General features: G+C 68.6%; 11 protein-coding genes. 6 read left to right on the top strand and 5 right to left on the bottom strand.

The window, feature by feature from the left end:
* Positions 1 to 225: 225 nt before the first annotated feature.
* From pbp4b to FU260_RS06585, 3 genes are read left to right on the top strand one after another with little or no spacing between them, the layout of a single operon-like run.
* Positions 226 to 2,637 (top strand): penicillin binding protein PBP4B, encoded by a 2,412-nt coding sequence (pbp4b, locus tag FU260_RS06595; protein WP_147916337.1) that lies wholly within the window; start codon positions 226 to 228, stop codon positions 2,635 to 2,637.
* A gap of 36 nt (positions 2,638 to 2,673) precedes the next feature.
* A complete protein-coding gene (locus FU260_RS06590) occupies positions 2,674 to 3,579 on the top strand; it encodes an endonuclease/exonuclease/phosphatase family protein (protein WP_210418215.1) in 906 nt (301 codons plus the stop codon).
* 52 nt (positions 3,580 to 3,631) lie between these two features.
* Positions 3,632 to 5,728: a glycoside hydrolase family 3 protein gene (locus tag FU260_RS06585; protein ID WP_147916336.1), complete on the top strand. Its 2,097-nt coding sequence runs from the start codon at positions 3,632 to 3,634 to the stop codon at positions 5,726 to 5,728.
* A 94-nt stretch (positions 5,729 to 5,822) separates the two neighbouring features.
* Here the strand turns inward: FU260_RS06585 and FU260_RS06580 are convergent, their stop codons facing one another.
* Positions 5,823 to 6,482, bottom strand: a complete 660-nt coding sequence (locus FU260_RS06580; protein ID WP_147916335.1) for a DedA family protein — start codon at positions 6,480 to 6,482, stop codon at positions 5,823 to 5,825.
* A 138-nt stretch (positions 6,483 to 6,620) separates the two neighbouring features.
* Between FU260_RS06580 and FU260_RS06575 the strand changes: the two genes are divergently transcribed.
* Positions 6,621 to 7,160 (top strand): NUDIX hydrolase family protein, encoded by a 540-nt coding sequence (locus tag FU260_RS06575; RefSeq protein ID WP_147916334.1) that lies wholly within the window; start codon positions 6,621 to 6,623, stop codon positions 7,158 to 7,160.
* 6 nt (positions 7,161 to 7,166) lie between these two features.
* Positions 7,167 to 7,577, top strand: coding sequence for a DUF3054 domain-containing protein (locus tag FU260_RS06570; protein WP_235912227.1), 411 nt, complete (start codon positions 7,167 to 7,169; stop codon positions 7,575 to 7,577).
* A gap of 70 nt (positions 7,578 to 7,647) precedes the next feature.
* On the opposite strand, the gene FU260_RS06565 is transcribed toward FU260_RS06570, so the two are convergent.
* From FU260_RS06565 to FU260_RS06555, 3 genes are read right to left on the bottom strand one after another with little or no spacing between them, the layout of a single operon-like run.
* The gene (locus FU260_RS06565) at positions 7,648 to 8,538 is read right to left on the bottom strand and encodes a carbohydrate ABC transporter permease (RefSeq protein WP_147916333.1); all 891 of its coding nucleotides are present in this window, start codon (positions 8,536 to 8,538) and stop codon (positions 7,648 to 7,650) included.
* Positions 8,539 to 8,541: 3 nt separating this feature from the next.
* Positions 8,542 to 9,489 carry a carbohydrate ABC transporter permease gene (locus FU260_RS06560; RefSeq protein WP_413038335.1) on the bottom strand — a complete coding sequence of 316 codons (948 nt, stop codon included), beginning with the start codon at positions 9,487 to 9,489 and terminating at the stop codon, positions 8,542 to 8,544.
* Positions 9,486 to 10,814 carry an ABC transporter substrate-binding protein gene (locus FU260_RS06555; RefSeq protein WP_235912226.1) on the bottom strand — a complete coding sequence of 443 codons (1,329 nt, stop codon included), beginning with the start codon at positions 10,812 to 10,814 and terminating at the stop codon, positions 9,486 to 9,488. Before FU260_RS06555 ends, FU260_RS06560 begins: the two co-directional genes overlap by 4 nt.
* Before the next feature lie 264 nt (positions 10,815 to 11,078).
* Here FU260_RS06555 and FU260_RS06550 point away from each other — a divergent pair, with 264 nt between their 5' ends.
* The gene (locus FU260_RS06550; RefSeq protein WP_235912225.1) at positions 11,079 to 12,011 is read left to right on the top strand and encodes a sugar-binding transcriptional regulator; all 933 of its coding nucleotides are present in this window, start codon (positions 11,079 to 11,081) and stop codon (positions 12,009 to 12,011) included.
* Between the two features lie 88 nt (positions 12,012 to 12,099).
* Here the strand turns inward: FU260_RS06550 and FU260_RS06545 are convergent, their stop codons facing one another.
* Positions 12,100 to 13,584, bottom strand: coding sequence for a mannitol dehydrogenase family protein (locus tag FU260_RS06545; protein WP_147916331.1), 1,485 nt, complete (start codon positions 13,582 to 13,584; stop codon positions 12,100 to 12,102).
* Positions 13,585 to 13,661 lie beyond the last annotated feature (77 nt).

The following is a 13,661-nucleotide window of genomic DNA, read 5'->3' as shown; positions in this document are numbered from 1 at the left end:
TCCCGGCCCCGACAGCCCGGAAACCCCGGCCGAGATCGTGCCCGCACGTGGGCACGGCACAGGCAATCGGCGTACCGCGCGAGACCGCGATCGCGCCCGCCGGCGCCGCGTTGACACGGTAAGGCTGTTACGGCAAGGTGGTGTCTTACGTAAGGGAGTTTCATCGCACCGCGGCGATGGTTCCGGTCGTGGCAGATCGGGTCCTCACCGGTGAGGGAGAGATCGATGACAGTGCAGCGTCGTATCGCGGCGGGGTTGGGTGCAGCGATGGTGATGTCCGTGCTCAGCGCGGGCGTCCTGCCCGCAGCTGCCGAGGGCAACCACCGGATCGAGCTGACCGTGCACTACTCCTCCCCCACCGTGGCTGGACCACGTGCCGTCGAGGCTCGCTCGCTGGACGGGCGGGACGGGCGACTGACCGGGTTCGACGTCGACCGCTTCGGCGCGGAGTACACCTTCAGCTTCGTCCGTACCGATCCGGACGCCTACCTGGGCTTCACCGTGGACGACGGCACCTTCGGCGAGGACACCCGCTACGTGCGCGCCGAGGACGGTTCAGCGCAGGTCTGGGCGATCGACGGCGACCCGCGGGGCTACACCGCACCGCAGGCCATTCCCGACGAGGAGGTGAGCTGGCGCGAGGGCACACCGTACGTGGCGGTGGAGGACCTCACCGAGCTGCTCGACCTCACCTACTCCTACGGCACGAACGGATACGAGTTCGACGGGGCCCCGTCCGGCTCGCTCGACATCCTCACCGTCTTCCGCGGCCGGGACTACTACGAGATCGCCGTCGATACCAACCGGATCGGGTCGAACGTCACCGGGAACATGCTCGAGGACTACACCGATCTGGTCTTCGACGACGTCGACGGATTCCGGGCCGACGGTGAGTACTACCTCTCCTTCGGCCAGATCGAGCGGCTGTTCCAGGTCGGCACGCACACGCAGGGCGAGGACTCCTGGCTCCTCCTGCCCGCGGACGTCGCCCACGATGAGCTCCAGCGCGCCGAGCCGGAGCAGGTCGGCTTCGATCCCGGCCGGCTCGCGGAGCTGGATGACTACATCCAGGCCCAGGTCGACGACGGTGGGCCGGCCGTCGCGGTGATCGTCACCAAGGACGGCAAGATCGTCAAGGAGGATGCCTACGGAGACGCCCTGCGCTACTCCACTCACGAGGAGAACGGGCAGACGATGCCAGCGGAGTTGCTGCCTGCCGGCCAGCGGGAGCCGGCCAGCACCGACACGCTGTTCGATCTGGCGTCGAACACCAAGATGTACGCGACCAACTACGCGATCCAGCACCTGGTCAGCCAGGGCCGGCTGGATCTGGACCAGCCGGTGGCCAGCTTCCCCGGCTGGGAGTGCTTCGCCGACGAGAGCTCGATCTACACCGGGATCTGGACGGTCGGCGGCGAAGGCGGGATCGAGGATGTCTACACCGGCAAGGACACCATCACCTTGCGTGACCTGCTGCACCACCGCGGCGGGATGATCCCGGACCCGCAGTACCAGAACCTGAACGCTGCCGGTGAGCTCTGGTACCAGACCACCGAGCACACCGACCGGTCCGGGATCATCGAATCGATCTGCCAGACACCGTTGATGTATGAGCCGCGCAGCACGTTCGCCTACAGCGACGTGGACTTCATGGTCCTCGGGCTGATCGTGGAGCAGGTCACCGGTCAGCCGCTGGACGTCTACCTCGAGCAGGAGTTCTACGCACCGCTCGGACTGGAGAACACCCACTTCAACCCACTCGAGCACGGTGTGGCACCGGAGCAGGTGGCAGCCACCGAGCTGAACGGGAACACCCGGGACGGCAATATCTCCTTCGGGACCCATCCCGACGGTAGCGACGTCTACATCCGGGACTACACCCTGCGCGGTGAGGTGCACGACGAGAAGGCGTTCTACGCGATGGACGGGGTGGCCGGCCACGCGGGCCTGTTCTCCACCACCTCGGATATGGCGGTGCTCACTCAGCTGATGCTGAACGACGGCATCTACGGCGGTGAGCAGTACTTCACCGAGGACGTGATCGAGCAGTTCACCGCGCCGTACTCCCCGGATCCCGACGAGGTGGACTCCTCGAGCTACGGGCTCGGCTGGCGGGTGCACTCGGCCAGCTCCGCAGACTACTGGTACTTCAACTGGGGTCCGAGCCGGAGCACTTTCGGGCACCAGGGCTGGACCGGGACGCTGACGATCATCGACCCGCTGCACGATATGACGATCACGATCCTGACGAACATGCGGCACTCGCCGGTGATCGACCCCCCGAACGGGTTCGCCGGCGCGCAGTACCCGGTCGCTGATCTGGTGCCGATCTCCGCGCACGTCTATCGGGCGCTGACCAACGACACCACGCAGGTGCCGACGATCGCCGGCCTGGACGCTTCGCTGGCGCAGTACATCGAGACCGGGGACATCGCCGGGCCGATCGCGCACCAGCTCACCCACACCCTCGACCGGGCCCGCGATCACCTCGACGGCAGCCGCACCGGGCCCGCTGCCGGTGCACTGGAGCGGTTCATCGCACACCTGGACCACCCCAAGGGGCCGGACACCCTCACCGAGGAGGCCGCCACCGAGCTTCGGAGCCAGGCGAGCGCGATCCTCGCCGCCATCGACTGACCCAGGCCTAGTACCAGCACACCCCGGGAGGACACGTTGTCACTTCGATCGACCGGCGCTCGAGCGAGCGTCGCCCTCAGTCTGGGGGCGGGCCTCGTGCTCGCCGCCCTCGTCCCCGCAACCGCCGACTCCCCCGGCCCCGGATCTCCACCGCCGGCAGTGGAGGTCCGGGTGGCGTCGTACAACATCGCCGCCGGGCGGGACGCCGACGGCACGTTCGATATCGCCAGCACCGCCGCCGCGATCGAGGACATCGAGGCGGACGTGATCGCGCTGCAGGAAGTGGACGTGCACTGGGGTGAGCGCAGCCTGAACCTGGACCTGGCCGAAGAGCTGGCCGACGCCCTGGACATGTGGGTGGGCTTCGCGCCGATCTACTCCAACGATCCGGCCGAGGAGGGTGGCCCACGGGCCGAGTTCGGGGTCGCAGTGCTGTCCAGCTACCCGATCGTGGACTTCACCAACCACGAGATCACCCGGCTGTCCACCCAGTCCGAGGATCCGGAGCCGGCTCCCGCGCCGGGATTCGCCGAGGCGGTGATTCAGGCTCGCGGCGCCCGGGTGCACGTGTACTCCACCCATCTCGACTATCGCGGCGACCCGACGGTACGCGAGCTGCAAGTGGCCGACACCCTGGAGATCCTGGCCGAGGACGGCCCGCACGCCAGCCAAGTCCTGATGGGTGACTTCAACGCCACCCCTCAGGCGCCTGAGCTTGCACCGCTGTGGGACGTGCTGACCGACGCGCACGCCGAAGCCGGCGAGGGCGACGGGTTCACCTTCCCCGCCGATGTGCCCGACCGGCGGATCGACTACGTCGCCGTTTCCGACGGCATCGCCGTTCAGCATGCCTGGGTCCCGGCCGACGGCGTAGCAGCCTTCTCCTCCGACCACCGGCCGGTGGTCGCCGACCTCGAGCTACCGCGCGGTCGCCAGCACTAGAAGCGAACCCACCACCCACCAGTCAGCGCAGACACCAACCGGGAGGAACACCATGTCCACACCATCGAGAGGCACGCGAGCCGGCGTCGCCCTGGGCCTGGGAGCAGGCCTGCTGCTCGCCGGAGCGGTCCCGGCCACGGCCGCGCCACCAGCACCACTGGCCAGCAACGGGGACGCACCCGAGTCCGCTGACCAGATCGCCGCCGCCGTCGAGGCGATGAGCATCGATGAGCTCATCGGCCAGATGACCTGGACCCGGGTGTACGGCGACTCCGCGGATGACACGTCGATGGCCGCCGAGAACCAGCAGTACTACGGCGTGGACACCCCTGCCGAGGTGATCGAGAAATACGACCTCGGCGGCGTGCTCTACTTCGCCTGGTCGAACCCCATCGTCGAAGATGACCCGGTCGGCGCGGCCGAGCTGTCGAACGGCCTGCAGGCGGTCTCCACCGGGGACGAGGCCTCCGGTATCCCGCTGGCGGTCACGATCGACCAGGAGGGTGGCATCGTCGCCCGGATGACCGAGCCCGCGACCGTCCTGCCCGGTAACATGGCCCTCGGCGCGACGTTCGACACCGACCTGGCCTACGACCAGGGTGCGGTGCTCGGCTCCGAGCTCAACGCCGTCGGCATCAACGTGAACTTTGCCCCGGTGCTGGATGTGAACACTAATCCGGCCAACCCGGTGATCGGGGTGCGTTCGATGGGTGCGGACCCCGGGGCCGTCGCAGACCTGGGCGTCGCCCAGGTGGCGGGCATGCAGGACCAGGGCATCGCGGCCACCGCCAAGCACTTCCCCGGTCACGGTGACACCGAGACCGACTCCCACACCGGGCTGCCGATCGTCACCTACGACCGGGAGACCCTGGACCAGCATCTGGTGCCGTTCCAGGCGGCGATCGACGGTGGCATCGACATGATCATGACCGCCCACATCATCGTCGAGGCGATCGACCCGGAGATGCCAGGCACGCTCTCCCACGACGTGCTCACCGGACTGCTCCGCGAGGACATGGGCTTCGACGGCCTGATCACCACCGACTCCCTCGGCATGGCTGCGCTCAAGCAGATCCCGGGCAACCCGCTGGACGACGGTGACGTCGCCGCCCTCGCCATCGAGGCCGGCTCGGACATCCTGCTCAACTCCCCAGACGTGGACGCCACGTTCGAGGGGGTGCACGAGGCGATCGAGGCGGGCGACCTCAGCCGCGAGCGCTTGGAGGAGTCGGTCACCCGGATCCTGGAGTGGAAGGTGGAGCGGGGCGTCTGGGACGGCGACCCGAGCGTTCCGGTCGAGGATGTGATGGACACCGTCGGCAACGACGAGCACCTGGCCACGGCCACCGAGATCGGCGACCGCGCGGTCACCATGGTCCGCAACGAGGGTGACGTACTCCCGCTGGACGCGGAGTCGGACTCGGTCCTGATGGTGGGCGCCGGTTCGGCCTGGCCGGAGCGGATGGGCCCGATGCTGATCGAGCGTGGGTTCGACGTCACCGAGGACTACGAGAACGGCTCCTCGCCGTCTGCGGCGTACCGCGAGCGCGCTGTGGCGGCGGCAGCCGACCACGACGTGGTCATCTTCGCCTCGAACAACGCCAACCAGGCCCAGCAGGAGATGGTCGCCGCGCTGGCCGAGACCGGTACCCCGGTAGTGGTGGTCGCCACCCGCAACCCCTATGACGCGAACGTGCTACCCGGGGCGGATGCGGTACTGAACATCTACGGCTGGTTCGAGCCCAACTTCCACGGCGCGGTAGCCGCCGTCGCCGGGGACCTCAACCCGACCGGCGCGCTGCCGGTCGATGTGCCGACCGCCGACGGGTCCGAGACCCTGTACCCGATCGGGTACGGCCTGCACTACGCCGTCACCCCGGCCGAGCCCGAGTTCACCGACCGGCCCGGCCGCGGGCGGGACCTCTACACCATCCCGGAGAGCCAGGGCGTGCAGTACCTCGTGAACGATGAGCCCACCGAGGCCGGTGACTACCGTGCCCACCAGAACAGAGACGTCACCGTTGCTGCGGAACCCCTGGACGGCTGGGAGATCGCCGCGGAGGCCACTACCGAGTGGAGCATGTGCTTCACGACCGGCCGGCCGGGCCACGGCGGCGGTGACCCCTGCGAGCGCGGCGATCGCCGCTGACCTGGTTCACTCACGCCGGCGGCGGGCGCCCCGAGGCCCCGCCGCCGGCGACCACCGCCGGCACCTAGCCGCCAGCGCCGCCGCCCCGTCGATGCTAGGAGACCTCGCTGGACTCCAGCTCCGCGCGGACAGCATCGCGGGCAGCCGCACGATGTCGCCGAGCCCGGCGGCGCAGCAGCAGTACGACGGCAACCGCCAGCACCGCGACAGCGAAGGCGATCCAGCCGGCTTTCCCGAGGGTACTGGCCATCTCCGGCAAGGCGGCCCGGGCAGCCGCCCCCATCCCGACCCAGAGGCCGCTCCACAGTCCGGCGCCGACCACCGAGCCGGCCAGGAACCTGCTGTAGCTGACGTCGGCGGCCCCGGCAGCCGCGGGCATCAGGGTGCGCACCGCGGGCAGCAGCCGGGAGATGATCAGCGCGAGCACCCCGTGCCGGCGCAGCAGTCGGGTGGCACGGTCCCAGTGTTGCGGCCCGATCCGACGCACCACCCGGGTATCCCGCAGCCGGGTACCGTACCGCCGGCCGATCAGGTACCCGGTGTGGTCCCCGGCCATCGCACCCACGGCAACGGTTCCCATCGCCGCAGTCAGCTCCCCGCCGGAGCCGGTAGCCGCACCCAGGGTGAGCACCGCCGTCTCCCCCGGCACCACGAAGCCGAGCCCGAACGCCGACTCGGCGAACGCGAACAGCGCGCCGAGGAGCAGCATCAGCGGCCCGAATGCTTCGCTCAGGCTGGTCAGCAGGGAATCCATGACTCCAGACAACCGTGCCGACCGGGTCAGGCACTATGAGGTATCCCCCCGATTCACCCCTGACATCGACCCCCACCGCGCCACGCGCGCAAGGCCCAGCGTTGGCCATCTACCGGGCGGACAAGGTAGAACAAGGGGGTGAGTGAGACGGCGATCGACACCGGCGACGGCTGGTTCTCCAAGGACGAGCTGGACGCCCTGCGCAAGCGGCTGCCGATGGTCTACGTGGACGCAATCCCGGTCCGGGTGGATGCGGACGGCGTGATCCAGCACGTGGGCATGCTGCTGCGCACCCCGCGCGACGGCGGGATCTCCCGTGCGCTGGTCTCCGGCCGAGTGATGTTCCACGAGCGGATCCGGGACGCGCTCGCCCGCCACCTGGACAAGGACCTCGGCCCGATGGCGCTGCCGCGGCTACCGGTCACGCTGACTCCGTTCACCGTCGCCGAGTACTTCCCCACTCCCGGGATCACTGCCTACCACGACCCGCGTCAGCACGCCGTCTCGTTGGCCTACATCATCCCGATCGACGGTGACTGTCAACCGCAGCACGATGCTCTCGACATCGCCTGGTTCACCCCGGAGGAGGCGGTCTCCCCGATGATCCAGGCGGATATGGCCGACGGACACGGCGCCCTGGTGCGCACCGCCCTGGCCAGTACTGGCCGCCTGGTGTGAACGGTTGTGACTGAGCCGGTCGAGGACTACGACGAGCTGGTCGACCCGCGAGCGGGTCGCCTCGCCGCCCTGGCCGCGATGCTGGACGTCGCCTGCGTGCTCGCCTTCGTGATCGCCGGCCGGCGCAGCCACGACGAGGCGAACGCGCTGGCCGGTATCGCCGAGACCGCGTGGCCGTTCCTCGCTGCTCTGGCGGTCGGCTGGGTCGGCATGTACACCTGGCGTGAGCCGCTCGAGCTCTGGCCGACGGCGGTCGGCCTGTGGATGGTGACCGTCGCCGGGGGCCTGGGGTTGCGCCTCCTGGTCGGGCAGGGCGCCTCCGGCGCCTTCCCGCTGGTCGCAGCGGGGGTCCTTGCTGTCCTGCTGATCGGGTGGCGCCTGCTCGCCCGAGCCGTGCTCCGCCGTCGGGAGCAGTGAAACGACGCGCGAGGGTGGCCTGAGGGACGAGCTCGCGACGATTCTCAGGCCACCCTCGCGGCGGTAGCCGCTACTTGATCGCGCCCATGGACAGGCCGCGGACCAGCTGCTTCTGCGCCACCCATCCGGCGATCAGCACCGGTAGCGAGGCGAGCAGCGACGCCGCGGACAACCGCGCCAGGAACAGCCCTTCGCTGGTCATCGTGGAGGTGATCAGGATCGGCACCGTGGCCGCGCGCGCCGCGGTGAGGTTGAGAGCGAAGAAGAACTCGTTCCAGGCGAAGATCACGCAGATCAGTGCGGTCGCGGCCAGACCGGGTGCGACCATCGGTATCAGCACCGAGCGCAGCGTGCGCATCAGCCCCGCACCGTCCACCGATGCGGCCTCGAGCACCTCCCCGGGGATCTCCTGGAAGAACGAGCGCATCATCCAGATCGCGATCGGCAGGTTCATCGCCGTGTACAGCACCACCAGGGTCCACACCGTGTCCAACACATGCAGCCGGCCGGCGATCACATAGATCGGCACGATCACCGCCACCACCGGGAGCATCTTGGTGGACATGAAGAAGAACAGCACGTCCTGGGTCTTCTTCACCGGGCGGATCGCCAGCGCGTAGGAGGCCGGCACGGCGAAGGCGATCACCAGCAGCGTGGACAGCCCGGTGGCGATCAGGGAGTTCGCGAAGAACACGCCCGCGCCGCCGTCGATCACCGCCCGGAACTGGTCCAGCGTGGGCTGGAAGAACCAGGTGGGCGGGTTGGACGCCGCCTCGTTCTCCTGCTTGAACGCGGTCAGCGCCATCCACAGCACCGGGAAGAAGAACCCGATCGCCACCACCCAGGTGAGGGCAGTGAGCAGGCCGCCCCCGAGGCCGCTGCCCCGGTCCGGGCGCGGTGCGGGTCGGTGGGACTGCGGAGTGGGACGGGCCGCGGGTGCGTCAGGTGTCGTCGTGGTCATGACTCAGTCCTTCTGCTCGAAGCTGCGGAAGATCAGGCGCAGGGCGAAGGTGGCCACGATGATCGTCGCGATCACCACCACCACACCCATCGCTGCCGCCTGCCCGATGTCGAATCCGAGGAAGGCGCGCTGGTAGATGTAGAAGGGCAGGTTCGCACTCGCCGTGCCAGGCCCGCCCGCGGTCATCAGATAGATCTGGTCGAAGGTGTTCACCACGTAGATCGCGCCGAGCAGCACACCCAGCTCGATGTACCGCCGCAGCTGCGGCAGAGTGATCGAGACGAACGTCCGGCCCCAGCCGGCGCCGTCCATCTGCGCCGCCTCGAGCACGTCCTTCGGCTGGGCCTGCAGCCCGGCGAGCACCAGCAGCATGGTGAACGGTGTCCACTGCCACACCAGGGCGATGAGGATGGACAGCACCGGGAAGGTCGCCGTCCAGTTGACCGCGTCGATGCCGACGAGCCCGATCACCCAGTTCACCATCCCGTAGGTGGGGTTGAACATCGAGACGCTCCAGATCATCGCCCCGGCTACCGGCATGATCAGGAACGGGGTGATCAGCAGCGTGCGGGCCAACCCCTGGCCGAGGAACTTGCGGTCCAGCAGCAGCGCGATGCCGATGCCGAGCAGCATCGCCACCAGCACGCAGCCGAGGGTGAAGATCACGCTGTTCAGTGCGGCTTGGCGGAACGTGGAGTCCGCGAACAGGTCGGCGTAGTTGCCCAGGCCGACGAACCGGTCCTCACCGGGGCGGAGCAGGTTCTCCGACCGCAGCGAGTACCAGATGGTCACCAGGAACGGCACCTGGGTGACGATGATGGTGAAGATCAGGGCCGGCAGTAGGGGCGCCCGGCGACGCCAGGCTTCGGCGCGATCCATCGCCTGCGGCGAGTCGGCCTTGCTGCGCCGCTCCGCCTCTTTGCGATGGTGACGCTCGACGACGGTGGTCACGATCCATCCTCCTGCTCGGACTGGTAGGACGCGGCGACGGTCTCGGTGTAGCGCTGGGACTGTTCGAGCGCCTCCTCCACCGAGATCTGCCCAGCGATTGCCGCAGAGATCTGCTGGCCCACGCGGGTGCCGAGGTCCTGGAACTCCGGGATAGCCACGAACTGGATGCCCGAGTACGGCACCGGCCGGGTCATCGTGTTCTCCTGGCTCGCGTTCTCCATCGCCCGGAGCATCTCCTCCTCGTAGGCGGAGGCCACCTCGGCGTACTCCGGGATGTCATAGGTGCTCAGCCGGCTACCCGGTGGCACGCGCTCCCAGCCGATCTCCTCACCGACGAGGTGCATGTAGTCCGGGTGCGTCATCCAGGAGACGAACTCCCAGGCAGCGTCCTTGTGCTCGGAGGTGGTGGGGATGGCCAGTGCCCAGGAATACAGCCAGCCGGAAGCCTCGGTCTCCACCACCGGGGCGGGTGCGTAGGCCACATCCCCGGCGACGGTGGACGAGCTCGGGTCCTCCACCGAGGAGACCATCGACGTCGCGTCGTACCACATCGCGGCCTGGCCTTGGCTGAACATCGTCAGGCATTCACCGAACCCGGCAGTGGCCGCACCCGGCTCACCGTAGTTGCGCACCAGGTCGACGTAGTCGGTGACGGCTGCGTTGACCTCCGGTGCGTCCAGGGTGGCATTCCAGTCCTCGTCGAACCAGCGGCCGCCATGGGTGTTGATCACCGTGGAGAGCGGTGCCATGTTCTCGCCCCACCCGGCCAGACCACGCAGGCAGATCCCGGCGAAGTCGTTCTCCGGATCATGCAGCTGGGCGGCGAGCTCACTGACCTCGTCCCAGGTCGGCTGCTCCGGCATCTCCAACCCTTGCTCCGCGAAGACGTCCTCGCGGTAGGCCAGGAACGAGGACTCACCGTAGAACGGCACCGAGTACAGGTCTCCGTCAGAGGAGAGGGCTTCCCGGACACTGGGCACGAAGTCGTCGGGCTGATACCCCTCGGTCTCGTCGGCGTAGGGCTGCAGGTTTTCGATCCATCCGTTCTCCGCCCACATCCCGGTCTCGTAGTTGGAGATCATCACCACGTCGAACTCGCCGCCGCCGGTCGCCACCGACGCGGTGATCTTCGCGCGAGCCTCGTTCTCCGGCAGGCTGACGAACTGCACGTCGATGCCGGGATGCTCGGCGAGGAACTCCTCCTGCAGCGAGATCGCGTCCTGCATCTGCGGGTTGGACACGATCGCCACCACGATCTGTTCGGTGTCGCCTCCGCTGGAGATCGCACCGGCACCGGCACAGCCGGCCAGCGTCAGTGCACTCACGCCGGCGAGTGCCGCAACACGCGTGCGCGCCGACCGGAGCCTGGTCCGGCGCCGGCTGACCGGGCGGCCAGTGGCGGCCCGGGTCGGTTCTTCTCGGAACATCGTCGTCCTCACATCGTCTGCACGAACCGTCGAGCGCTACGACCGACAGCGGTGCTCATCTGAGAATATCTAATCCGCTCATCTGATATTAGGGACTGTAGTGGCCTACACTCAGATGAGCAAGCACTGACTGCACATCTGTTGCGAGAGGAGGGCCGTTCAGTGGATCGTGATGAGCTCGTGCTGATGCGCGACGTCAGCATCGACTTCCACGTGGACGGCAAGTCGAAGGTAGAGATCGCCAGCGAGCGACACCTGTCCCGGTTCCGGGTCGCCCGGCTGCTGACCACGGCCCGCGAGATGGGGATCGTGCGCATCTCGGTCGCACTGCCGGAGGAGGCCGAGGACCTGTCCGGACCGCTCGCCCAGGCACTCGGCGTGCCGGTGACCATCGCCACCTCGCACTCCGACGCCCGGCAGCGGCGCGACCTGCTCGCCCGGACGCTGGCCCACATCGTGCGGGACGAGGTGCGCGAGGGGATGACGGTCGGCATCTCCTGGTCGAGGACGCTGGAGACGGCCGCCCCCTACATCGACCAGCTCCCGCCCTGTGAGGTGGTCCAGCTCGTCGGCGCTCAGCCGGTGGAGGGCAGCGGGGACTCCCTAGGCCTGATCCAGCACTTCAAGGGGCTGACCGGAGTGCGCACCTGGCCGATCTGGGCACCCCTGACCGTCGGGGACGCGTCCACCGCCGCCGGGTTGCGCGCCCAGCCGCAGATCGCCGACGCGTTGCGCAAGGCGGACGAGCTCGATCTCGCTGTCGTGGCCATCGGCGGCTGGTCGCCGCAGTCCTCCACGGTCTATCCGACCCTGTCCGCCGCGGACCTCAGCACTGTCGAGAAGCATCACGTGGTCGGCGAGTGCTCCGGGCGACTGTTCGACGCCGACGGCCGAGAGCTGGACCCCTCGCTGGAGGAGCGGGTGGTCGCGGTGACGCTGGACCAGCTGCGCCGCACCCCCACGGTGATCGCCTCCGGCTTCGGCCGGGAGACCGCCACAGCAGTTCGCGCGGGTGTGCGCGGTGGCTTCGTGGACATGCTGGTCCTGGACACCGACTGCGCCACGGCGCTGGCCGAGCTGACCGCGACGGGCTGATCCTCAGCGCCGGCCGAGAAGCACCCGAGCCGACAGAACGAGGCACAACGGCGCCCAGTCCACCGGTACGAGCGGTGAGCCGGCTACGTCAGGGGGCCTCGCCGTCGAGCAGGGCCTGAATCGTGGCGCGGGAACCGCGCTCGTGCAGCGAGGACAGCGCCCACCGGTAGGCAGCGACGAACCGCTCGTCCTCGACCAGGTCACCAAACAGGTCCCGGTCCCGGAGGAAAGCCAGATCGTCCTCAGCCTGGGCAAGGGCGGCGGCGTGCACCCGGTCGGCGATCCGGTCGACGATCTCGATCGGTGCGCCCTGCTCATCCACACCTTCGGCATAGCGGGCCCAGCTAGCCACGATCAGCGCGGATCGGGCCACCTCTCCCCCGGCGGCGAGGTTCGCATCAATCACCGGCACCAACCAGGTAGGGATCCGGTCGGAGGACTCCGCACACAGCCGGGCGACGGTGTCGCGCACATAGGCGTTGGAGAACCGTTCGATCAGGGTGGCCTTATAGGCATCCAGGTCCACGCCCGGTACCGGCTGCAGGGTCGGGCTCCCCTCGGAGTCCATATAGCCGCGCAGGAAGGTCGCGAACATCGGGTCCTGGGCGACGTCGTGCACCAGGCGGTAGCCGGCCAGGTAGCCGAGGTAGGCGATGCCCTGGTGACTGACGTTCAGCAGCCGCAGCTTCATCAGCTCATAGGGCGTGACATCGGCCACCACCTGCACACCGGCGTCCTCGTACGGTGGCCGACCGGCGACGAAATGATCCTCCAGCGCCCACTGGGTGAACGGTTCGGTGACCACCGGCCAGGCATCCTCGACGCCGAACCGCTCGGCCACCAGGGCACGGTCCTCGTCGGTAGTCACCGGGGTGATCCGGTCCACCATCGAGTTCGGGAACGGCACCTCGGCGTCGATCCAGGCGGCCAGCTCGGGGTCCTTGGCGTGGGCGAAGGCGCCGAACATCCGCCGGGCGTTGTCCCCGTTGCCCTGGATGTTGTCGCAGCTCATCACGGTGAACGGCGCGGTCCCCGCCTCCCGCCGGCGGCGCAGCGCCTCGACCACATACCCGAAGGAGGTCGTCGGCAGCGCCCCGGGTTCGAGGTCGGCCCGTACCGCCGGATTGGTCAGGTCGAACTCGCCGGTGACCTGGTTGACGTTGTAGCCCCCCTCGGTCACGGTCAGCGAGACGATCCGCACCGCCGGGTCGGCCATCCGGGCCAGCGCCGCTTCCGGATCGTCCGGGGCGTAGACGTAGTCCAGGATCGAGCCGATCACCCGGGCCTCGGTGCTGCCGTCCGAGTGCTTGACCACCAGGGTGTAGAGGCCGTCCTGGCTGGCGAGGGCGTCGCGCATCCGGATATCGCCGGGCATCAGGCCGAGTCCGCAGATCGCCCAGTCGTGGGCGTGGCCGGCGCGCATCAGCTCGTCCAGGTACATCGCCTGGTGGGCGCGGTGGAAACCACCGACGCCGATGTGGACGATCCCCACGCTGAGGGCGCTGCGGTCGTAGTCGGGTCGGGCCACCTGCGGGTCCAGACTGGTCAGTGCAGCATCGTTGAGCGAAGTCATCACGGCTCCTGGCGTCGGATCGTTCACTCGAAGGTATCAGATGAGCAGTACCGCTCAACTCAGATGAGCAGCACTGG

Source organism: Ruania zhangjianzhongii (genome assembly GCF_008000995.1).
Lineage (GTDB): Bacteria > Actinomycetota > Actinomycetes > Actinomycetales > Beutenbergiaceae > Ruania > Ruania zhangjianzhongii.
The sequence above is the reverse complement of the archived record's forward strand: the minus strand, read 5'-3'. Positions and strand labels throughout refer to the sequence as shown.

What these genes read in the sequence shown, in the direction of transcription:
- pbp4b (WP_147916337.1), top strand. Translation starts at nt 226, where the DNA reads ATGACAGTGCAGCGTCGTATCGCGGCGGGGTTGGGTGCAGCGATGGTG.
- FU260_RS06585 (WP_147916336.1), top strand. Translation starts at nt 3,632, where the DNA reads ATGTCCACACCATCGAGAGGCACGCGAGCCGGCGTCGCCCTGGGCCTG.
- FU260_RS06580 (WP_147916335.1), bottom strand. Translation starts at nt 6,482, where the DNA reads ATGGATTCCCTGCTGACCAGCCTGAGCGAAGCATTCGGGCCGCTGATG.
- FU260_RS06565 (WP_147916333.1), bottom strand. Translation starts at nt 8,538, where the DNA reads ATGACCACGACGACACCTGACGCACCCGCGGCCCGTCCCACTCCGCAG.
- FU260_RS06545 (WP_147916331.1), bottom strand. Translation starts at nt 13,584, where the DNA reads ATGACTTCGCTCAACGATGCTGCACTGACCAGTCTGGACCCGCAGGTG.